This is a genomic window from Roseomonas alba (assembly GCF_019430885.1).
Classification (GTDB): Bacteria; Pseudomonadota; Alphaproteobacteria; order Acetobacterales; family Acetobacteraceae; genus Neoroseomonas; species Neoroseomonas alba.
Genome location: NZ_JAHYBZ010000001.1, coordinates 858549 through 879370, shown reverse-complemented (window position 1 = coordinate 879370; position 20822 = coordinate 858549). Strand labels below are relative to the sequence as shown.

16 protein-coding genes are annotated in these 20822 nt (G+C 71.4%); 10 read left to right on the top strand and 6 right to left on the bottom strand.

The features are described from left to right. Positions 1–2: 2 nt before the first annotated feature. Together KPL78_RS04010 and KPL78_RS04005 are read left to right on the top strand one after the other, a co-directional pair. Positions 3–938 (top strand): aspartate carbamoyltransferase catalytic subunit, encoded by a 936-nt coding sequence (locus KPL78_RS04010; protein WP_219761584.1) that lies wholly within the window; start codon positions 3–5, stop codon positions 936–938. Continuing rightward, positions 935–1381 (top strand): GNAT family N-acetyltransferase, encoded by a 447-nt coding sequence (locus tag KPL78_RS04005; RefSeq protein WP_219761583.1) that lies wholly within the window; start codon positions 935–937, stop codon positions 1379–1381. Before KPL78_RS04010 ends, KPL78_RS04005 begins: the two co-directional genes overlap by 4 nt. 20 nt (positions 1382–1401) lie before the next feature. On the opposite strand, the gene KPL78_RS04000 is transcribed toward KPL78_RS04005, so the two are convergent. After that, complete coding sequence (locus KPL78_RS04000; RefSeq protein WP_219761582.1) at positions 1402–1926, bottom strand: DUF6525 family protein; 525 nt, start codon at positions 1924–1926, stop codon at positions 1402–1404. A gap of 246 nt (positions 1927–2172) precedes the next feature. Continuing rightward, on the bottom strand, positions 2173–3144 hold the full coding sequence (locus KPL78_RS03995; protein WP_219761581.1) for a Bug family tripartite tricarboxylate transporter substrate binding protein: 972 nt from the start codon (positions 3142–3144) through the stop codon (positions 2173–2175). A gap of 141 nt (positions 3145–3285) precedes the next feature. On the opposite strand from KPL78_RS03995, the gene KPL78_RS03990 reads away from it, so the two are divergent. The 3 genes from KPL78_RS03990 to plsY are packed head-to-tail and all read left to right on the top strand — an operon-like array spanning position 3286 to position 6435. Beyond that, entirely contained in the window at positions 3286–4515 is a 1230-nt protein-coding gene (locus KPL78_RS03990; RefSeq protein ID WP_219761580.1) for an NAD(P)/FAD-dependent oxidoreductase, read from the top strand. Between the two features lie 46 nt (positions 4516–4561). Beyond that, positions 4562–5839 (top strand): dihydroorotase, encoded by a 1278-nt coding sequence (locus tag KPL78_RS03985; RefSeq protein WP_219761579.1) that lies wholly within the window; start codon positions 4562–4564, stop codon positions 5837–5839. Then, on the top strand, positions 5836–6435 hold the full coding sequence (gene plsY, locus KPL78_RS03980; protein ID WP_219761578.1) for a glycerol-3-phosphate 1-O-acyltransferase PlsY: 600 nt from the start codon (positions 5836–5838) through the stop codon (positions 6433–6435). The genes KPL78_RS03985 and plsY overlap by 4 nt, the downstream gene beginning before the upstream one ends. Before the next feature lie 392 nt (positions 6436–6827). Here plsY and KPL78_RS03975 read toward each other — a convergent pair whose 3' ends face one another. Next, on the bottom strand, positions 6828–7667 hold the full coding sequence (locus tag KPL78_RS03975; protein ID WP_219761577.1) for a hypothetical protein: 840 nt from the start codon (positions 7665–7667) through the stop codon (positions 6828–6830). Positions 7668–7899: 232 nt separating this feature from the next. Here KPL78_RS03975 and dprA point away from each other — a divergent pair, with 232 nt between their 5' ends. The 4 genes from dprA (at position 7900) to KPL78_RS03955 (ending at position 16013) form a co-directional block, all read left to right on the top strand. Then, on the top strand, positions 7900–8994 hold the full coding sequence (gene dprA / locus KPL78_RS03970) for a DNA-processing protein DprA (RefSeq protein ID WP_219761576.1): 1095 nt from the start codon (positions 7900–7902) through the stop codon (positions 8992–8994). Between the two features lie 10 nt (positions 8995–9004). Continuing rightward, entirely contained in the window at positions 9005–11710 is a 2706-nt protein-coding gene (gene topA / locus KPL78_RS03965) for a type I DNA topoisomerase (protein WP_219761575.1), read from the top strand. Between the two features lie 47 nt (positions 11711–11757). Next, entirely contained in the window at positions 11758–14379 is a 2622-nt protein-coding gene (gene rnr, locus KPL78_RS03960; protein WP_369412617.1) for a ribonuclease R, read from the top strand. Positions 14380–14441: 62 nt separating this feature from the next. Beyond that, entirely contained in the window at positions 14442–16013 is a 1572-nt protein-coding gene (locus KPL78_RS03955) for a S41 family peptidase (RefSeq protein ID WP_219761574.1), read from the top strand. Positions 16014–16232: 219 nt separating this feature from the next. Here KPL78_RS03955 and KPL78_RS03950 read toward each other — a convergent pair whose 3' ends face one another. Beyond that, positions 16233–17111: a LysR family transcriptional regulator gene (locus KPL78_RS03950; protein ID WP_219761573.1), complete on the bottom strand. Its 879-nt coding sequence runs from the start codon at positions 17109–17111 to the stop codon at positions 16233–16235. A gap of 119 nt (positions 17112–17230) precedes the next feature. Here KPL78_RS03950 and KPL78_RS03945 point away from each other — a divergent pair, with 119 nt between their 5' ends. Beyond that, positions 17231–18415, top strand: a complete 1185-nt coding sequence (locus KPL78_RS03945) for a TDT family transporter (protein WP_219761572.1) — start codon at positions 17231–17233, stop codon at positions 18413–18415. Between the two features lie 115 nt (positions 18416–18530). Here KPL78_RS03945 and KPL78_RS03940 read toward each other — a convergent pair whose 3' ends face one another. Next, positions 18531–19685: an NADH:flavin oxidoreductase/NADH oxidase gene (locus KPL78_RS03940; protein WP_219761571.1), complete on the bottom strand. Its 1155-nt coding sequence runs from the start codon at positions 19683–19685 to the stop codon at positions 18531–18533. Between the two features lie 54 nt (positions 19686–19739). Continuing rightward, complete coding sequence (locus tag KPL78_RS03935) at positions 19740–20609, bottom strand: metal ABC transporter permease (RefSeq protein WP_219761570.1); 870 nt, start codon at positions 20607–20609, stop codon at positions 19740–19742. Positions 20610–20822 lie beyond the last annotated feature (213 nt).

Here is a 20822-nt window from a genome sequence, read left to right as displayed (position 1 = left end):
CCGTGTCACACCCGTCCAAACATCTCCTCGCCATCGAGGGCCTCGAGCCGCCGCATATCGGCGACCTGCTCGATCTCGCGGAATCCTATGCGCTGCTCAACCGCAGCGGGAAGACGCAGCGCGACCTGCTCAAGGGCCGCACGCTGATCAACCTGTTCTTCGAGGATTCGACCCGCACCCGCACCAGCTTCGAGCTGGCTGGCAAGCGGCTCGGCGCCGACGTGATCAACATGTCGGTCAGCACCTCCTCGGTGAACAAGGGGGAGACGCTGCTCGACACCGCCTCCACCCTCAACGCCATGCATTGCGACCTGCTGGTGATCCGGCACGCGCAATCCGGCGCCCCGGCCCTGCTGTCGCAGAAGGTGGACGCCGCGGTGATCAACGCCGGGGACGGCACGCATGAGCACCCCACCCAGGCGCTGCTCGACGCCCTGACCATCCGCCGCCACAAGGGAAGGCTCGAAGGCTTGGTTGTCGCGATCTGCGGCGACATCACCCATTCCCGCGTCGCGCGGTCGAACGTCCACCTGCTGACGACGATGGGCAGCCGGGTGCGCCTGATCGGCCCGCCGACGCTGATCCCGGCCGATGCCGACCGCTTGGGCGTCGAGGTCTTCCACGACATGAAGAAGGGCCTCGCCGGCGCGGACGTGGTGATGATGCTGCGCCTGCAGAAGGAACGCATGGCGGGTGGGCTGGTGCCCTCCGCGCGGGAGTTCTTCCGCTTCTACGGCCTGGATGCCGAGAAGCTGGCCCATGCCAAGCCGGATTCCATCGTCATGCATCCGGGGCCGATGAATCGCGGCGTCGAGATCGACAGCGCCATCGCCGACGACCCCGTGCGTTCAGTGATCGGTGAGCAGGTCGAGATGGGCGTCGCCTGCCGCATGGCGGTGCTGGACGTGCTGGCGCGGCGGCTGCCGCGGAACCGGTGACCCCGCCGCGCCGCGCCCGGCCCGAGGAAGCCGCGGCGCTGCGCGACCTGGTCCGCGCCGCCTACGCGCTCTACGTCCCGCGCATCGGCCGCGAACCCGCGCCCATGACCGACGACTATGCCGCGCGCATCGCCGCCGGCGAGGCCTGGGTGGTCGAGGAAGACGGCAGCCTGCTCGCCGTCCTGGTGCTCGAGGATTTTCCGGACTCGCTGCAACTCGACAACATCGCCATCGCGCCGGCAGCCCAGGGGCGCGGGCTGGGGCGCGCGCTGGTCGCCTTCACGGAAGACGAGGCGCGGCGCCGCGGGTTTGCGAAGGTCACGCTCTACACCAACGAGAAGATGGTGGAGAACCTCGCCCTCTATCCGCGTCTCGGCTTCGTCGAGACGCATCGCGCGCCACAGGCGGGATTCGCGCGGGTGTTCTTCGAAAAAGCGGTCTGAGGGGCGGACTCCGACCCGCGTCAGCGCCGGGCGCGGCGGCCCGCCTTGCGCTTCGTCGGCGGCTTGGAACGCTTCGCCACGGGCGTGGACCGCTTCGCTGCTGCCTTGGGGCGCTTCGCCGGGGCATCGGCGCGCTTTGCTGGCGCCTTGACCTGCTTCGCCGGTGCTTCGGACCGCTTTGCGGCGGGCAGCACGGGAAGCGGTTCGGCGGCGGGGATGCCCTCCCGCCCGGCATAACGCTGCAGCGTCGCGCCGGCCGCGAGATGCGGATAGACCTTCGGCCCTTTCGGCCATGTCCGCGCGAAGGCGGCGACCTCGGCGTGATCGTGCCGGCGGATGGTCTGGATGAGGAAATGCGTCGCCTGGGCCGGCCGCAACCGCCGCTCGCGCAGCAGGTGGATATGCCATTCGCGGGCACGCAGAGGGCACCAGTCGACCAGGGACTCCTGCAGGGCCTGACGCACTTCGGCGGGCAGTTCCTCATACGCGCGCCAGGGATCGCCCTTCAGCTTGCTGTAGGGCTTGGTCGCCATGCTGTTGTCCATGGCCGGCTTCTAGCGAAGGGATGAGGCCGGAGGAACAGCGACGGCGCAGGGCACCCATGCTCGCCGGAACCGGAGGGGCGCCGGGCACAACCTTCAGCAATCGCCCCCGGAACAAGCGTCGTGCGCAGGAGCGGCTTTCGGCATCCGATCCTGACCGCGGTGCCCGGCGCCAGGTCGAGGTTTCCAAAGGCCGTGCGGCCTTTGGCGGGGAGGGTCCGGGAGGGGCAGAGCCCCTCCCGCGCGCCCTCAATCCGCCGTCGCCCCACTCGCCCGCACCACCGGTACCCAGGTCGCCAGTTCGCTGCGCAGGAAGGCGGCGAACTGTTCGGGACTGCCTTCCATGATCGGCGGCAGATCCTGCTCCTCCAGCCGCTGCCGGTTGGCGGGGTCCAGCACCGCCTCCCGCACCGCCTGGTTCATGCGCGTCACGATGGATGCCGGCGTGCCGGCCGGCGCGAAGAGCCCGAACCAGGAATAGGCGCGATATCCGGGCAGCCCTGCCTCGGCCGAGGTCGGCACGTCCGGCATCAGCGGCGAGCGCGTGGCGGTGGCCACCGCCAGGCAGCGCAGCCGCCCCGCCGCGTGATGCGGCGCGATCAGCGCGGGCGTGTCGAAGCACATCGCCACCTGCCCGGCGAGCATGTCCGTCAGCATCGGCCCGCTGCCGCGATAGGGCACATGCGTCGCCTCCGCCCCGATGGCATTGAGGAAAGCCACCGCCCCGATATGCGCCGACCCGCCGGCCCCGCCCGTGCCATAGGCGTATTTCCCCGGATGCGCCTTCAGCAGCGCGATCAGCCCGGCAAGGTCCGTTACCCCGAGCGAGGGGTGCACCGTGATGCAGATCGGCACCAGCACGGTCGGCGCGACCGCGACGAAGTCGCGCTCCGGATCATAAGGCAGCCGCGGTCCATACAGCCCGACCGCGAGGACATGGGTCGAAATGGTCCCCATTAGGAAGGTCGAGCCATCGGCCGGGGCCTTGGCGACCGCATCGGACCCGATCGTCCCGCCGGCGCCGGCGCGGTTCTCGATCACTACCGGCTGGCCGAGGTTCTGCTGCATCCGGGGCGCGAGCAGCCGGGTCGAGACATCCGTGCTGCCCCCCGGCGCGAAGGGGACGACGACCCGCACGGGCCGGGTCGGCCAGAGTGGCTGGGCCAGCGCCGGCGCCGCGGACAGGCCGGCGGCGAGGGCAGGCAGGGTGCGGCGGCGCATCTTCGGGAACCTCGCGAGCGTGGACGCCGCCATACCGTGCGGGCGGCGATGCCGCCATCCTTACGAGCGGCGATGCCGCCACCATGCAACATCCGTGCAGCCTGCGACGTTGGCACCCCGAAAGCGGGGGATAAACCGATCGTGTGGAGCAATTCGGCGACGCAGCCGCGCGACCTGCGCAGCGGCACCCCCGTCTGGCTGAAGCAGGGCAGGCGCGGCGGGCTCGGCACCGCGCCGGATGACGACCTTTCGGCCGAGGTCGCCATCATCGGCGGCGGCATCTCCGGTGCGCTGCTGGCCGATGCCGCCCTCTCGGCCGGGCGGTCCGTCCTTGTGCTCGACCGGCGCGGCTTCGCGCTGGGGTCCACCGCCGCCAGCACGGCGCTGCTGCAATTCGAGCTCGACCTGCCGCTGACCCACCTCATCCGCCGTATCGGGCGCGAACGGGCGGCGCGGGCCTGGTGGCGTTCGGCCTCGGCGGTCGATGCGTTGCGCGGGCGCATCGCCGATCTCGGCCTGCGCTGCGGCTTCCGCGAACGCCACACGGCCTATCTGCCAGGCAACATCCTCGACGATGCCGGCCTGCGGGCGGAAGCCGAGGCCCGCGCCCGGATCGGCCTGCGATCCCGCCATGTCGGGCGCGAGGAACTCCACGCGCTGACCGGCATCGCGCGTCCCGGCGCCGTCTGGTCGGCCGGCGCGGCGGAGGCTGATCCCGTGACGCTCACCCGGGGCCTGTGGCGTTCGGCGCTGTCGCGCGGCGCCCGGCTGGTCGCACCGGCCGAGGTCACCGGCATCGAGACGACCGCCCGCGGCGTGACGCTGCGCCTCGGTGGCGGCACGACCGTGAAGGCCCGCCATCTGGCTCTCGCCACGGGCTATGAACTCGCGCCGCTGCTGCGCCCGCGCGGCTACCGGATCATCTCGACCTGGGCAATGGCGACACGGCCGCAGCCAAGCCGGCTCTGGCCCTCCCGCTGCCTGATCTGGGAGGCGGCGGACCCCTATCTCTATCTCCGCAGTACGGCCGATGGTCGCATTCTGGTGGGTGGCGAGGATGCCGACTTCGCCGACGAGGCGACGCGCGACCGCCTGATCCCGCGCAAGATCGCGACGCTGCGGCGCAAGCTCGCGGCACTGCTGCCCGGGGTGGACACCGAGCCCGACTTCGCCTGGGCCGGCTGCTTCGGGGCGAGTGCGACCTCCCTGCCCGCCATCGGCCCGATGCCGGGGGAGGATCGATGCTTCGCGGTGCTCGGCTTCGGGGGGAACGGGATCACCTTCTCGGTCATCGCGGCGCAGATCTTCGGGCGCTGGCTGCTGGGCCTCGCCGATCCCGACCGTGACGTGTTCGGCTTCGGCCCGCACTGAGGGGGGCCATGGCGAGACTCGCCGGGCGGTCTATAACTCGCCCGCCATGCGCGACCTCCTGATCACCAATGCCCGACTGATCGATCCTGCGACCGGCCTCGATGGCCCGGGCGCGCTGCTGGTGCAGGGCGGCGTCATCGCCGATCTCGGCCCCGGCCTGACCGCGCCGGAGGGTGCGGAGGTCATCGACGCCGCCGGCACCTGCCTGGCGCCGGGCCTCGTGGACCTGCGGGCCAATCTCGGCGAGCCAGGGGCAGAGCATCGCGAGACCATTGCCTCGGCTGCCGCGGCCGCGGCCGCGGGCGGGATCACCACGGTCTGCGTGCTGCCGGATACCGACCCGGCGCTGGACGACCCGGCGCTGCTGTCCTTCATGATCCGGCGGGGCGAGGCGACGGGGTCGGTCTCCCTGCTGCCGTATGGCGCCGCGACGGCAGGCTGCGCGGGCAAGGAACTCGCCGAGTTCGGCCTGCTGCGCGAAGCCGGCGCGATCGCCTTCACCGACGGCGCGCGGGCCATCGGCAATGCACGCACCATGCGGATCGCCTTGTCCTACGCGCGCGCCTTCGGCGCCTTCGTCGTGCAGCATCCGGAGGAACCGGCGCTGGCCTCCGGCGGCGCCGCGACGGAGGGCGAACTGGCGACGCGGCTCGGCCTGCCGGGCATCCCGCCGGCCGCCGAGGCGATGATGGTCGCGCGCGACATCGCCCTCGCCCGCATCACCGGCGGGCATGTGCATTTCGCCCACGTCTCCACCATCGGCGCGCTGGACCTGATCCGCGCGGCCAAGGCGGAGGGGCTGAAGGTCACGGCCGACACGGCGCCGCCCTATTTCGACCTGAACGAGACGGCGATCGGCGACTACCGGACCTATGCGAAGCTGTCCCCGCCCCTGCGGACGGAAGCGGACCGCCAGGCGGTGGTCGCGGCCCTGGCGGACGGGACGATCGATGCGATCGCGTCCGACCACCAGCCGCATGACGCCGACGACAAGCGCCTGCCCTTCGCCCAGGCGGCAGCCGGCGGGACGGGGCTCGCCACGCTGCTCGGCGTGACGCTGGCGCGGGTGCATGGCGGGGACCTCAGCATGGGCATCGCGCTGGGCCTGCTGACCTGCAAGCCCGCCGCGCTGCTGGGGCTCGACTGCGGCAGGCTCGCCAAGGGCGCACCCGCCGACCTGGTGCTGTTCCACCCCGACCGCGGCTGGAAGGTCGAGGCCGGGAAGCTGCCCGGCAAGGCGCAGAACTCGCCCTTCGACGGGCGGGCGCTGGAAGGCCGCGTGCTGGGCACCTGGAAGGCCGGCAAGCGGGTCTTCGGGGCATGATCACCGACCCTTCCCTCGCCTTCGTGCTGGCGCTGGCCGGCGGCTACCTGATCGGGTCGATCCCCTTCGGGCTGCTGCTGACACACGCGGCGGGGCTGGGCGACATCCGCGCCATCGGGTCGGGCAATATCGGCGCGACCAACGTGCTGCGGACCGGGCGCAAGGGCCTGGCCATCGCGACGCTGCTCCTGGACGCGCTGAAGGGCGTGGCCGCGGTGCTGCTGGCGCGCTGGCTCCTGGGGGACCAGGACCTCGTCTCCGGCACCGCCGCCGTGCTGGGGCACACGATGCCGGTCTGGCTCGGCTTCAAGGGCGGCAAGGGCGGGGCGACCGCCCTCGGCGTCTGCTACGCGGCCATGTGGCCGGTGGCCCTGGTCTGCACCGTGCTTTGGCTGGGCACGGCGAAGCTGACGCGGATGTCCTCGGCGGCAACGCTGACCGCCGTCGGCGCGGCACCTTTCGTGGCCCTGGTGCTGTCGGACACCGAGCACGCCCTGCTCGCCCTGCTGGTGGCGCTGCTGATCTTCTGGCGGCACGAGGGGAATATCCGGCGGCTGATCGCGGGGACAGAACCGAAGATCGGGCAGAAGGGGTGATTGCTACCTTCTGTTGAAGGACCCCGCGAGAACGTCGGTTTTGGACAATTGGCCGGGGCGCGCGATTGGAGGGGCTCTGCCCCTCCAAGCCACCCCGCCAAAGGCCGAAAGGCCTTTGGAAACCTCGACCTGGCGCCGGACGGCGAAGTCAGGCTGACATGCCGCCGGGCACGTCTCTCGTGCGACGGGCAGCGGACGGATTCGCGGGGGTCAAAGAACGCCAGAAAGAGAACACATCACGAACGATGGACACCTGCAATGCGGTACATGCCAGCGCGGCACCCCTGAACGACGGGCGCAGCACGGCGCGCCTCATCCAGGGTAAGGGTCGCCGGCGCGGCGCCCCCGAACGACGGGCGCAGCAGCCGACCCCGGACCATTCGAGTATCCCTTCAACCCCACAGGACATTCGCGGCAGCCGGCGCCATGCCGGCATTTGAATGCGCCACCCCCGGGACCATCGCCATGTTCCAGGCACAGCGCACGCCGAGGCTATCCGCAGCCTGTCGCCCGGCCGCGAAGAAGGCCAAGCCGCGGGCGAAGCGATGCGGGCCCTGGGCCATGGCCTCGGACGTGCGGCGCAGCAGTCGGTGGTTCGGATCGGTGTCGCGCTCGCCCAGCAGCACGGTCAGCGGGCGGGTCAGCGCGGATCGCATCACCGCCACATCCCCCACCCCGCCAAGGCCGTAGGGCCAGGCGGCGTCGAGCGTCGGCATGGTGTAGAAGCCGGCATTCGCGGCGACCATGCGGCCAGCACCGGGCGCGCCGTACAGCAGCAGGAACCGGTGCAGAAACTGCGCGCCAGCGGAATGGCCGTAGGCCTCGAAAGGCCGGCTACCGACGTCGCCGGCCGCTTCGCGCGCCGCCGCGACCGCGCGCGGCAAGGCGAGGAAGACCGGATCAGGACCCTGCACGCGGCCTTCATTGTAGGCCTCGCCCGGGTAGCCGGCGCGGGTGAAGTCGGGGCAGACCAGCAGGGCTCGTGCGGCCTCGGCGAGCGGCGCCCAGACGTCACGATAGCGGTCCCCGTCGCGGGCGGCGCCATGGAGCACGGCCAGCACCCGCCCGCCCGGCACCCAGCCCGAGGCGCGGAAGAGCCAGAGCGGGAGGATGCCGGCGGCGGAGCTTCGTTCGGGAATCTCGATCCGGGACGGCCCCGGTGGGAGGGCCGCCCGAGCCAGGGCCGGCACGGCAAGGGTCAGCAAAAAAACGGCGCGGCGGGTCAGTGGCACAGTGATCTCCGCCGGGTCGCCACAGGCATCCGGGCGTGGGGAGTCCGGCCATGGCAGCTCGCCGGTGGAATCGCCCCCATCGTCATATCGCCTCTTGGTTGATTTTCAGCCTATATCCTGACGCGATGACCATGCGCCCATCGCCTTCGACGCTACCCAAAAGTCCCGGCGGGGTCCGGGGTAACACGGTTACCCCGGCGGGGGTTCGGGGGCGGCGCCCCCGACCTTTTTCGTGACCCTCGCCCGCCTTCGCCTCGCCCGCACCGACGGCATCGGCCCCCTCACCTTCCGCCGCCTTCTTGCGCGCCACGGCTCGGCCGAGGCGGCGCTGGACGCCCTGCCGGAGTTGAGCGGCCGCTACGACCCGCCGCCGGAGGCCGAAACCCGCCGCGAGGAAGCCGCCCTGGCGCGTTTGGGTGGCCGGTTCGTCTTCCTCGACGACCCGTTCTACCCGCCGCTGCTCGCCTTGCTGCCGGATGCCCCGCCGGTCCTGGCCGTGCTGGGGGATGTGGGCCTGCTCGCCGCGCCGGCGGTCGCGATCGTCGGTGCGCGCAATGCCTCCTCCGCCGGGCGGCGGGTCGCGGAGGAGCTGGCGGAGTCGCTCGCCGGCAAGGGGCTGACGGTGGTCTCGGGCCTGGCGCGGGGGATCGACACCGCGGCGCATGACGGCGCGCTGCGATCCGGGGCGACCGTCGCCGTGTTGCCGGGGGGTGTCGATGTGCCCTACCCGCCCGAGAACGTGCCGCTGGTCGCGCGCATCGCGGAACGGGGCGCGGTGGTCAGCGAGATGCCGCTCGGCACCGCGCCGCAGAACCGGCATTTCCCCAAGCGCAACCGGATCGTGGCGGGGCTGTCGCTCGGCGTGGTGGTGGTGGAAGCGGCGCATCGGTCCGGCACGCTGATCACCGCGCGGCTGGGGCTGGAGCACGGGCGGGAGGTGTTCGCCGTGCCCGGCAGCCCACTCGACCCGCGCTGCCGGGGGTCGAACGACCTGATCCGCCAGGGGGCGCACCTGACCGAGACCGCCGAAGACGTGCTGGACCACCTGCCCGAAGCCCCGCGCGCCGGACCGCTGTTCGACCCGGCGCGGATGGCCCGGGACGCCACCGAAACAGCCGAAACGCCGTCCGACGGGCTCGGGCCGCCCCCGGAGGGCCAGGAACAAATCCTTGAGTTGATTGGATTGTCGCCGGTATCGGTTGACGAGGTGCTGCGGCGCTGCCACCTGACCGCCCCGGAACTTCAGGCCGTGCTGACGGATCTGGAGCTCGAGGGCCGGGTGGAACTCCTGCCGGGCCGTCGCGTCATGCGTAGCGCAATTGGGTGAATCCGACCGAATGTCCGATGTTGTCGTGGTGGAATCGCCGGCCAAGGCCAAGACGATCGAGAAGTATCTCGGGCGTGACTTCACGGTTCTGGCGTCCTTCGGGCATGTCCGCGACCTGGAGGAGAAGGACGGCGCCGTCCTGCCCGACCAGGATTTCGCGATGGTCTGGGGCAAGGACGGCCGCGGCGAGGCCCAGGTCGGCAAGATCGCCCAGGCGCTGAAGGGGGCAAAGCGGCTGTTCCTCGCCACCGACCCGGATCGCGAGGGCGAGGCGATCTCCTGGCATGTGAAGGACATGCTGGGGCAGCGGGGCGCGCTGAAGGGCAAGGATGTCCAGCGCATTACCTTCAACGAGATCACCAAGCGGGCCGTGCAGTACGCGGTCGACCATCCGCGCGACCTGGATGTGCCGCTGATCGATGCGTATCTGGCGCGGCGCGCGCTGGACTACCTGGTGGGCTACACCCTGTCGCCGCTGCTGTGGCGCAAGCTGCCGGGGTCGCGCTCGGCGGGGCGGGTGCAGTCGGTCGCGCTGCGGCTGATCTGCGAGCGCGAGGCCGAGATCGAGGCCTTCAAGCCGCGCGAATACTGGACCATCGAGGCGAAGTTCCAGACCCCGGCCGGCGCGCCCTTCACGGCGCGGATGACGCATCTGGACGGGAAGAAGCTCGACCAGTTCGACCTGCATGAGGCGGGGTCGGCCAACCGCGCCAAGGGGCTGGCGGAGGCGGCTAGCTACACGGTCGCCTCGGTCGAGAAGAAGCGCACGCGGCGCAATCCGCCGCCGCCCTTCATGACCTCGACGCTCCAGATGGAGGCCAGCCGCAAGCTGGGGATGGGCGCGCAGCAGGCGATGCGCACGGCCCAGCAGCTCTACGAGGCCGGGCACATCACCTATATGCGGACCGACGGCGTCACCATGGCGCGGGAGGCGGTCGCCGCCATCCGCGACCATGTGAAGGACGCCTTCGGCCCCGACTACCTGCCGGTGACGCCGCGCGAATACCAGACCAAGGCGAAGAACGCCCAGGAAGCGCATGAGGCGATCCGCCCGACCGACGTGACCCGCACGCCGGAGGCGATGGCCCGCGAGCTGGATGGGGCGCAGCTTCGGCTCTACGAGCTGATCTGGAAGCGTGCGGTGGCGTCGCAGATGGCCGCGGCGGAGCTGGACCAGACGGCGGTGGACATCGCGTCCGCGGACGGCAAGATCCGTTTCCGGGCAACAGGTTCCGTGGTGGCCTTCGATGGCTTCCTGAAGCTGTATCGCGAGGACGAGGACGATCGCGCCGCCGATGCGCGCGCCGGCATCGCCACCGCCGCGCCGAGCGAGGATGACGATTCCCGCATCCTGCCGCCCATGGCCGAGCGCGATCCGCTGAAGCTGAATGGAATCGCGGCCAACCAGCACTTCACACAGCCGCCTCCGCGGTATTCGGAGGCCTCGCTGGTCAAGCGGCTGGAGGAATTGGGCATTGGGCGGCCGTCCACCTACGCGTCCATCCTGCAAAGGCTGCAGGACCTGAAATACGTGACCCTCGAGAAGCGGCGCTTCATCGCGCAGGATCTCGGGCGGATGGTGACGACCTTCCTCGTCCGCTTCTTCGAGAAGTATGTGGATACCGGCTTCACCTCGGCGATGGAGGAGAGGCTCGACGAGATCTCGGCTGGCCAGGTCGATTGGCGGGCGGTGATGCGCGCCTTCTGGACCGAGTTCTCGGCGGCGGTCGAGGCGACGCGCGACCTCAAGATCCGCGACGTGATCGATGCGCTCGACGAGGATCTCGGTCCGCACATCTTTCCCGCCCGGGCGGACGGGTCGGACCCGCGGCTCTGCCCCAATTGCGGCAATGGGCGGCTGGGGCTGCGGCTCGGCAAGACGGGAGCCTTCATCGGCTGCTCGAACTACCCGGAATGCCGGTATACGCGGCCCTTCGGCGTCGATTCCGGCGAGGGCGAAGGCGCGGCGCCGGCCGAGCAGGAACTCGGCACCGACCCGGTGACGGGCGAGACGGTGTCGATGAAGCGTGGGCCCTATGGCTTCTACATCCAGCTCGGCGAGCCGGGGACGGATGCCAAGGGCAAGCCGACCAAGCCGAAAAGGACCAGCCTTCCCAACGGTGTATCGCCCGATACTGTAACTCTGGATCAGGCCCTGGGGCTGCTCTCCCTGCCCCGCATCGTCGGGCATGACCCGGAGACGGGGGAGGAGATCACGGCCGGGCTCGGGCGCTTCGGGCCCTATGTCCGCTGCGGGTCGGTGTTCAAGTCGCTCGACAAGGACGATGACGTCCTGACCGTGGGCATGAACCGGGCGCTCGCCCTGCTGGCCGATGCGCGGTCGCGGGTGCGGGAACTCGGCGTGCATCCCAAGGACAAGGAGCCGGTGCTGGTCCGCAAGGGGCGCTTCGGGCCCTATGCCCAGCACGGCAAGACGGTCGCGAACCTGCCGCGCGATGTCGCGATGGAGGACATCTCGCTGGAAGACGCCGTCGCCCTTCTCGAGGAGAAGGGCAAGGCGTTGAAGCCGCGCGGAGCGGCGGGGCGGAAGGCCCCAGCCAAGGCGGCGCCGAAGGATGACGCCAAGCCGGCGCGGAAGCCGGCGGCGGCGAAGGCCCCGGCGCGCAAGGCGGCGGCCAAGGCGCCAGCCAAGGGTGCTGCGGCGAAGAAAACGCCCGCCAAGGCCGCGCCGCGCGCCGGCAAGTCCGCCCGCTGATGGTCCGGCGCGGGCCGCCGGCCAAGGGGCACAAGGCGCGCGCCCGCGTGGGGAAGACGGTCGGCGGCGGGAAGGTGTCGCGGAAGGCACGCGGCCCGGCGCCCGACCGGCGTGAGGATGCGGATCCGGTGCTTGGCCGGCTTCGCCAAGCCGAGGCGGATGCGGGGCCGGCCGGCGGCGCCAGCACGCACCAGGCACGGAGCAAGAGCGCCGGCGCCGCGGCACCGCGCGCCCCGAAGCGCGGCGCGGCAGCCGGCTCGCAACAGGCGAAGGCCGCTTCCGCGCGGCGGCACAAGGCCGGCGATGACAAGGCAGGCGCGACGCCCTCAGGCCACGCGCGCGTCCCGACGGCCCGCGACCACCAGCAGGAGCCCGGCGAACAGGGCCGCACGGCGCCGTCGCACGGGGACGATGCCCCCATGGATGCCGACCCGGGGCGCCGTCACCGCGCCGCGGCTCCGCAGGCGAGCGCGCGCCGCCGCGCCGCCGCGCGGCCGGACGAACCGCCCCCCCTGCCCTCCAAGGTCGCGCTGAAGCAGTTCCTCGCCGAGGCCGGCGGCCGCGTCACCAAATCCACCATCGCCCGCGCCTTCGGCCTGACCGCCGACCAGCGCCAGGCGCTGCGCGTGCTGATGCGGGAAATCGCCGCCGAAGGTGGCTCGGCCCCGGCCGGCAAGCGCGGCATCATCCACCCCACCCGCCTGCCCGAGATCGCCCCCGTCGAAGTCACCGGCACCGACCCGGATGGCGACCCGATCGCACGGCCCCTGCAATGGCAGGGCGAGGGCCGCCCGCCGGTCATCTACATGCGCCCCGAACCCAAGGGGCAGCCGGCGCTGACCGCCGGCGAACGGGTGCTCGCGCGGCTCAAGGCCATCGGCCCGGGCAAGTATGAGGGGCGCACCTTCAAGCGTATCGGCGGCGCGGCGCCGGCCCGCATCCTCGGCGTCTATGAGGAAGGCCGGATCATCCCGACCGACCGGCGGCAGAAGGGCATCTGGCAGGTCGCGCCCGCCGATGCGAACGGGGCGAAGGCGGGCGAGATCGTGCTGGCCGAACCCCTGCCCTCGACCCGCCATTTCGGCCCCAAGCCGGCGCGGATCACCGAGATCCTCGGGATGATGGGCGAACCGCGCTCGGTCTCCCTGGTCTGCATCCACGCCCATGGCATCCCGGACGTCTTCCCCGCCGAAGCCGTCCAGCAGGCGGAGAAGGCGCGCGGTGTCACCGTCCGCGGCCGCACCGACCTGCGCGACACCCCGCTGGTGACCATCGACGGCGAGGATGCGCGCGACTTCGACGACGCCGTCTTCGCCGAGCCGGATGGCAGCGGCTGGCGCGTGCTGGTCGCCATCGCCGATGTCGCGCATTACGTCACGAGCGGCGACCACCTGGACCGCGAGGCCTGGGCGCGCGGCAACTCCGTCTACTTCCCCGACCGCGTCGTGCCCATGCTGCCCGAGGCGCTGTCGAACGGCTGGTGCAGCCTGCGCCCGGAAGAAGACCGCGGCTGCCTCTTCGTCGAGATGCGCTTCGACGAGCATGGCCGCAAGCACGCCCATGAATTCGGCCGCGGCATCATGCGCTCCGCCGCGCGGCTGACCTATGAGCAGGTCCAGGAGCACCACGATTCCGGCACCGATCCGGCCGCGCTGAATCCCGGCCATGTGGGCCGGCTCTATGGCGCCTTCCGCGCGCTGCTCGCGGCGCGGGAAAAGCGCGGGACGCTCGACCTCGACATGCCCGAGCGGCGCGTGATGCTGAACGACAAGGGCCAGGTGACGGCCATCGTTCCCCGCTCGCGCCTCGACGCCCACCGGCTGATCGAGGAATTCATGGTCGCCGCCAATGTCTGTGCGGCGGAGGAGCTGGAACGGCTCAACCAGCCCTGCATGTACCGCGTGCATGACCGGCCCTCGGACCAGAAGCTCGAAGGGCTGCGGCAGTTTCTCGCCACCTTCGACATCACCCTGCCCCAGGGTGATCGCCTCCATCCGCGCGACTTCGCCCGCGTGCTGGAGAAGGTGAAGGGCACGCCGCATGACCGGCTGGTGAACGAGGCCGTGCTGCGCGGCCAGTCCCAGGCCGCCTATGCGCCCGACAATCTCGGTCATTTCGGCCTCGCGCTGACGCGCTACGCGCATTTCACCTCGCCGATCCGCCGCTATGCCGACCTGCTGGTCCATCGCGCGCTGATCCGCGGACTGAAGCTCGGCAAGGACGGGCTGCACGAGGAGGAGGCCGCGCGCTTCCCCGACACCGCCGAGCACATCACCTCGACCGAACGGCGCGCCGCGGCAGCGGAACGTGATGCGGTCGATCGGTACCTCGCGGCTTTCATGGCACAGCGCGTCGGAGAGTCGTTCGAAGCCCGCATTTCCGGGGTGACTCGCTTCGGCCTCTTCGTCACCCTTGAGGAGAATGGGGCGAGCGGAATCGTCCCACTCGGGTCATTGCCGGACGACCGATGGGATTTGGACGAGGCCACGCAGTCGCTGGCCGGTCGCAGGACGAGGCTGATCTTCCGGCTGGGCGATGCCGTCGAAGCCCGGCTGGCGGAAGCGACACCGCGAACGGGCGGCATGGTTTTCCACCTGATGCAGGGCCTGCCGTCCCGCCGCCCCTCCCGCCCCGCCCCCAAAGGCCATCAGCACGGCCGTCGGCGCTAGCGCTCGCGCGGGATCGGCAGCGGCCCGCACCCCGATCCGGCCACCCCGCGACAATGTCCCGCATGGGTGGCCGGATCGGGGTGCGGGCCGGCGTCGCCCTGTCGATACAGGCCCTGGCCGTCCTGCTCCTCCTCCTGCTGCCGGCGCCGGGCCGTGCGCAGGAGGTCACGCGCACCGGCGCCTATCCGCGCGACGAGATGCGTCTCGTGCTTGGCGCCGGCTTCGCCGCCATCCTCGAACGCCATCTGGAAGCCGCGACTCCGGCTGACCTGCTGGTCTGGGGCCTGACGGGAATGACCCGCATCGACCCCGAGCTGACCCTGCAGCGCACGGCCCGCGAGATGCGGCTGATGCAGCGGAACCGGACGCTGCTGACCCGCGACCTGCCTGAACGCGAGGAAGGCGAGAGCTTCGCCGCCGCTGGCGGTGCCGCGGCCGACCGGCTGACCCTGTTCCAGCAGGCCGGCTGGGCTGCGTCGTCGGCCATCCGCAACGGCGGCGCCTCCGGCCTGATCCGCGAGACCTTCGAGACCATCTTCGAACATCTCGACCCGTTCAGCCGCTACATCACCCCCGAGGAAGCCCAGGCCGCGCGCGAGCGCCGCACCGGCGAGGCCGGCCTCGGCCTGCGCCTGGCCCCCGGGCGCGGGCGGACGGGCGGGACGGTGGTCGCCGCCATCTCCCATGACGGGCCGGCCGCGGAAGCCGGGCTGGCGGTCGGCGACCGGGTGCTGGCGATCGACGGCATCTCGCTGCGGCCGCGCGATGCGGACAGTGCCGCCGGCCTGCTGGAAGGCCCCGCCGGCAGCGACGTCGTGCTGCTGGTCCAGCGCGGACGTCGGCGCTGGGACGTGACGCTGCGGCGCGTGCTGCCGGCCGGCACCCCCGTCGGGACCGAACTGTCGGATGAGGTGCTGACGATCCGCATCCCCTCCTTCACCGCCCAGACCGAGCGGCAGGTGGCTGCGGCGCTGCTGCACGCCCTGTCGCAGGGGCCACTCAAGGCCATCGTCCTGGACCTGCGGGGCAATCGCGGCGGGCTGCTCTCCCAGGCCGCGGCGGTGGCGGACATCTTCCTCGGCCAGGGCGAGGCCTTCCGCACCATCGGCCGCCACCCGGATGCCAGCCGGCTCTACATCACCGCCGGTCCCGACCTCGCGGAGGGGCGGCCGCTGGTGATCCTGGTCGATGGGCGCACGGCCTCCTCGGCCGAGATCGTCGCCGCGACCCTGGCCGATCGCGGCCGCGCCTCAGTGATCGGCACCACCACGACCGGCAAGGGACTGGTGCAGCTCGTCCTGCCCTTGCCCGATGGCGGCGAATTGCTGATGAGCTGGTCGCGGCTGATCATGCCCGCGGGCTGGCCGCTCCAGGGCGTTGGCGTGCTGCCGGGGCTCTGTACCGCCGGCGGGGCGCAGGAGACGGCACGGGAACTGACAGCCCTGCGCGCCGGCAATCGACCCATGGGCGCCGGACAGGCGCGCATCCGCGCCCTGCGGCACCCGGTGAGCACGGCGGAGGCCGAGGCGCTCCGCGCGTTGTGCCCGGCCGGACCGGTGGCGGATACGGATCTCGCCGTCGCGCGGGCACTGGCGCTCGATCCGACAGCGCTGGCGGCGGCGATGCCACGATGAGGGCGCGCGGGCGTTGTGACGGGGGCAGGGTTGGCCTTTCTCCGGCGAGGGTCGAGAAGCCTTCCCGCTAGGCCGGATGCCTCCGCTATCGCGGTTGGAGGGGCGGTGCACCTCCGATTCCGCGGCAGGGTGGGCCGGGTCAGGAAGACGGCATGGCGACCTTGGGTCGGCCCGGTGGGGCGCCACCGCCACGGTGACAACGCCCCCTCCCGGTCATGATCAGTGCCCCAGCGCGGCGATCAGGGCTTCTGCGACCCGGCTACCCGGACGCTGACGGTGGCGCAGCAGATGGAAAGCCCGGTCCGGCAGGCACAGCGGGACCTGATGGAGCAACCCGGCCTCGATGCCCGCGGCGGCGACCGAGGCCGAGAGGACCGTCGCGCCGAGCCCAGCCTCGACCGCGGCGCGCACGGCCTCGTTGGACGGCAGTTCCATGACGACGCGCAGATCATCGGGCGCGATGCCGAGGCCTTCCAGCGCCTGGGTGAAGGCGGATCGCGTGCCGGAACCGGGTTCGCGCAGCACCCACGCGCCGGCGAGCAGGTCGCGCGGCGACAGGGCCGGCATCGCGGCCCAGGGATGGTCGGGTGCAACGATCAGCACGAGCTGATCGCGTGCGACCCGGATGCTGGTCAGAGCCTCGCTCTCGACCAGGCCCTCGACGAAGCCGAGCTCGGCGAGGCCAGCCTCGATGGCGGCGGCGACCTGGGCGGTGTTGCCGATGGTCAGGCTGATCGCGATCCCGGGATGGGCGCGGCGGAAGGCGACCAGGTGACGGGGCAGCCAGTAGCCGGCGATGGTCTGGCTGGCATGGACCGCGAGCGTGCCGCGTTCGAGGCTGCCATATTCGCTGAGCACCCGCTCGGCCCGGGCAGCCTGGGCAAGGATGATGCGCGCTTCGAGCAACAGCGCCTGGCCCGCCTCGGTCAAGGCGATGCGGCGGCCGATACGATCGAACAGGCGCGTGCCATAGCGGGACTCCAGCGCCGCGACGGCGTGGCTCACGGCCGACTGGGCGAGGTTCAGAGCGTGCGCCGCCTGGGTGACATGCTGGCGCTCGGCGACCGCAGCGAAGATGCGGAGCTGATCGAGAGTCACGCGGGCGGGCTCACAAATCGTTCTTCTCGTTAGATGGTAACCATCAATTCCATCTGTTGGAATGATGGATTCCGGCGGCCTACCTCGGCAGGCGACTACCGCGCATGAGGAAGGACGCCATGAGCGCCGCAGCCCAAAGATCCGACGACGGCGTGACTGACGCCGTGATCGATACCAAGCCGCTGATCGAGGTGGTGCGCCACTTCACCCCCAACTGGTTCACCGTGACCATGGGGACCGGCGTGCTGGCGCTGGCGCTGAACCAGTTCCCGCTGGCGCTGCCGGGGCTGCATGACATCGCGCAGGGACTCTGGGTCGCGAACATCGCGATCTTCCTGCTGTTCACCCTGGCCTATGCGGCGCGCTGGGCGATCTTCCCGGCCGAGGCGCGGCTGATCTTCCGCCACCCGGTCATGTCGATGTTTTTCGGCGCCATCCCGATGGGGCTGGCGACGATCGTGAACGGGTTCCTCGCCTTCGGGCCGGCGCTGATGGGCAATGGCGCGGCGGTCGCGGTGGCGCATGGGCTGTGGTGGGTGGATGCGGGGCTGGCGGTGCTGTGCGGCCTCGCGATCCCGTATTTCATGTTCACAAGGCAGGAGCACAGCATCGAGACCATGACCGCCGTCTGGCTGCTGCCGGTCGTCGCCTGCGAGGTCGCGGCGGCGAGCGCAGGGCTGCTCGCGCCGCATCTGTCAGCAAGCGAGGGGTTTCTCGTGCTGGTGCTGGGCTATGTGCTGTGGGCCTGCTCGGTGCCGCTGGCGCTGAGCATCCTGGTGCTGCTCGTGCTGCGCCTCGCCCTGCACAAGCTGCCGCCGAAGGAGATGGGCGTGTCTGCCTGGCTGGCGCTCGGGCCGATCGGGACGGGCGCGCTGGGCCTGCTGCTGCTGGGTGCCGATGCGCCGGCGATCTTCGCGGCGAATGGCCTCGCCGGGGTGGGCGAAGTCGCGCGTGGCATCGGCATCGTCGGCGGCATCGTGCTGTGGGGGTATGGCGCCTGGTGGCTGGCCCTCGCGGTGCTGAAGACGCTGCGCTACCTGCAGGAGGGGCTGCCGTTCAATCTCGGCTGGTGGGGGTTCACCTTCCCGCTCGGCGTCTATGCGCTCGCGACCTTGGCCCTGGGGCGGCAGACGGGGCTCGGGCTCTTCCTCGGCGCCGGGGGCGTGTTCGTGGTGTGCCTCGCCGGCTTCTGGGGGATCGTGGCGCGGCGGACCCTCGCTGGGGCGTGGCGGCGGACATTGTTCATCGCGCCGTGCCTCGCCAGCGCCCATGCGCCGGCGCGCTTCGAGGCGGATGCCGTGTGATGGAGGATTTGGAGGGGCGCCGCCCCTCCAAACCACCCCGCCAGGTGGTAGACCACCTGGACCGCCGGAACCCGGTGCCGGGCCCGGCGGGCGGACCGTCCATGGCAGGGCGTTCTCAGCGCGGCGGGGCGCCCAGGGCCTCCAGCACCGCGGCGCGCTTTTCCATCCACCAGCCATGCTGCGGCGGCCAGGGGGCGAAGACCGCCTCGGTGCTGCCGGGTTCGAGGATGGCGCGGGCCATCAGCGCCCAGTTGGGGTTGTTCATCGCCTCGCGGCCGATGGCGATGAGGTCGGCCTCGCCGGCTTCGAGCACCGCCTCGGCCTGGTGCGGGCCGATGATGAGGCCGACCGCCATGGTGGCGAGACCGGTGTCGCGCTTGATCTCGGCCGCATAGGGCACCTGGAAGCCGAAGCCGCGCGGGACGCGCTTCGACCCGGTCGCCGACCCGCCGATGCCACCCGAGGAGCAATCCACCACATCGACGCCGAGCGGCTTCATGGCACGGGCAAAGGCCAGGCTGTCCTCCATCGACCAGCCGCCATCGACGCCGTCCACGGCCGAGATGCGCACGAAGACTGGCCGATCTTCGGGCCAGGCGGCGCGGACGGCGGCGATGATCTCGAGCGGGAAGCGCATCCGGCCGGCGGTGTCGCCGCCATAGGCGTCGTTGCGGGTGTTCGACATCGGCGAGAGGAACTGGTGCAAGAGGTAGCCATGGGCGCAATGGACCTCCACCGCCTCGAAGCCCGCGGCGTGGGCGCGCTTCGCGCCGGTGGCGAAGGCGTCGACGATGCGCGCCATGCCGGCGGCGTCCAGCGCGGCGGGGATCAGGTGGCCCTCCCCGAGCGGCGTCGCGGAGGCGGAGACGATGTCCCAGGTGGTCTCGCCCTTGGCGAACTGGTCGGGGCCGAGGGCGCCGTTGCCCTCCCAGGGGCGCTGCATCGACGCCTTGCGCCCGGCATGGCCGAGCTGGATCGCCGGCACCGCGCCCTGCGATTTGATGAAGTCGGTGATGCGCTTCAGCGGCGCGATGTGGTCGTCGGACCAGAGGCCGACATCGCCATGGGTGATGCGGCCGTCGCGCAGGACGGAGACGACCTCGGAGAAGACGAGCCCGAAACCGCCCACCGCGAAACGGCCGAGCTGGACCATGTGCCAGTCATTGGCCATGCCTTCGACCGCGGAATACTGGCAGAGCGGCGGGACGACGGCGCGGTTGGGGATGGTCAGGCCGCGCAGCGTCAGCGGGGAAAATAGTCTGGATCCCATGTCGGGACGTCCTCCTGGGGCGATTGCTTGGCGCCAGGATGGAACGGGAGGGGCCTACCCCGCCAGATGCCGCCGGCGGAACAGTCGCGCCAGCAGCCCATCCACCGGCCCCGCCAGCACCGACACCGCCCAGATCCCACCCGCGATCAGCACGATGGCCGGCCCGGTCGGCACATCCGCGTGATAGGACAACAGCAGCCCCGCGACCGAGGCGATCACCGCCATCCCCACCGCCGCATAGGCCATACCCGACACCTGCCGCGCCCAGTGTCGCGCGGCGATGGCCGGCAGCATCATCAGCCCGACTGCCATCAGCGTGCCGAGTGCCTGGAAGGCCGACAGCACGTTCACCACCACCAGCGCCTGGAAGACCATGTGCCAGGCGCCGCCATGCGCACCGGTCGCCGCCGCGAAGGCGGGGTCGAAACACTCCAGCACCAGCGGCCGCCAGGCAAAGGCCAGCACGGCAAGCGTGACCGTCGCGACGCCCGCCATCAGCAGCAGCGCCGGATCGTCCACGCCCAACACACTGCCGAACAGGATGTGCGTGACGTCGGCGCCACCCCCGCCGCCCATGGAGATCAGTGCGACGCCAAGGCCGAGCGCGAGGAGGTAGAGCGCGGCGAGCGTCGCGTCCTCCCGCCCACCGGTCGCGCGGGACAGCGCCCCGGCGCCGACCGCGACCAGCAGCCCCGCAACCAGCCCGCCGGCCCAGAGCAGCGGCGCCGAGAAGCCGGCCAGCAGGAAGGCCAGCGCGACGCCGGGCAGCGCGCCATGCGCCAGCACATCGGCCGTGAGGCTCATCCGGCGCAGGACGAGGAAGACGCCGAGGACGGGTGCCGAGACCGACAGCGCCAGGCAGCCGATCAGGGCGCGGCGAAGGAAGCCGAACTCGGTGAAGGGGGCGATCAGGAGGTCGTGCATGGCTCGTGCAGGTGTGTGCCGTCCTCGGGCCGCAACGGGCGAATGGAAAGGGGCTCCGCCTCTCTCCAGACCTCATCCCGCCACCGCAACCCATTCACGCTGCACGCAACGTGAATGGGGACCCATCGGCCACAGGGCCTTTGGAAACCGTCGCCTGGTGACGGACGGGACGGGCGCGCTGCGTGCACAAGGGCGGGTTGGGGCATGAAGGGT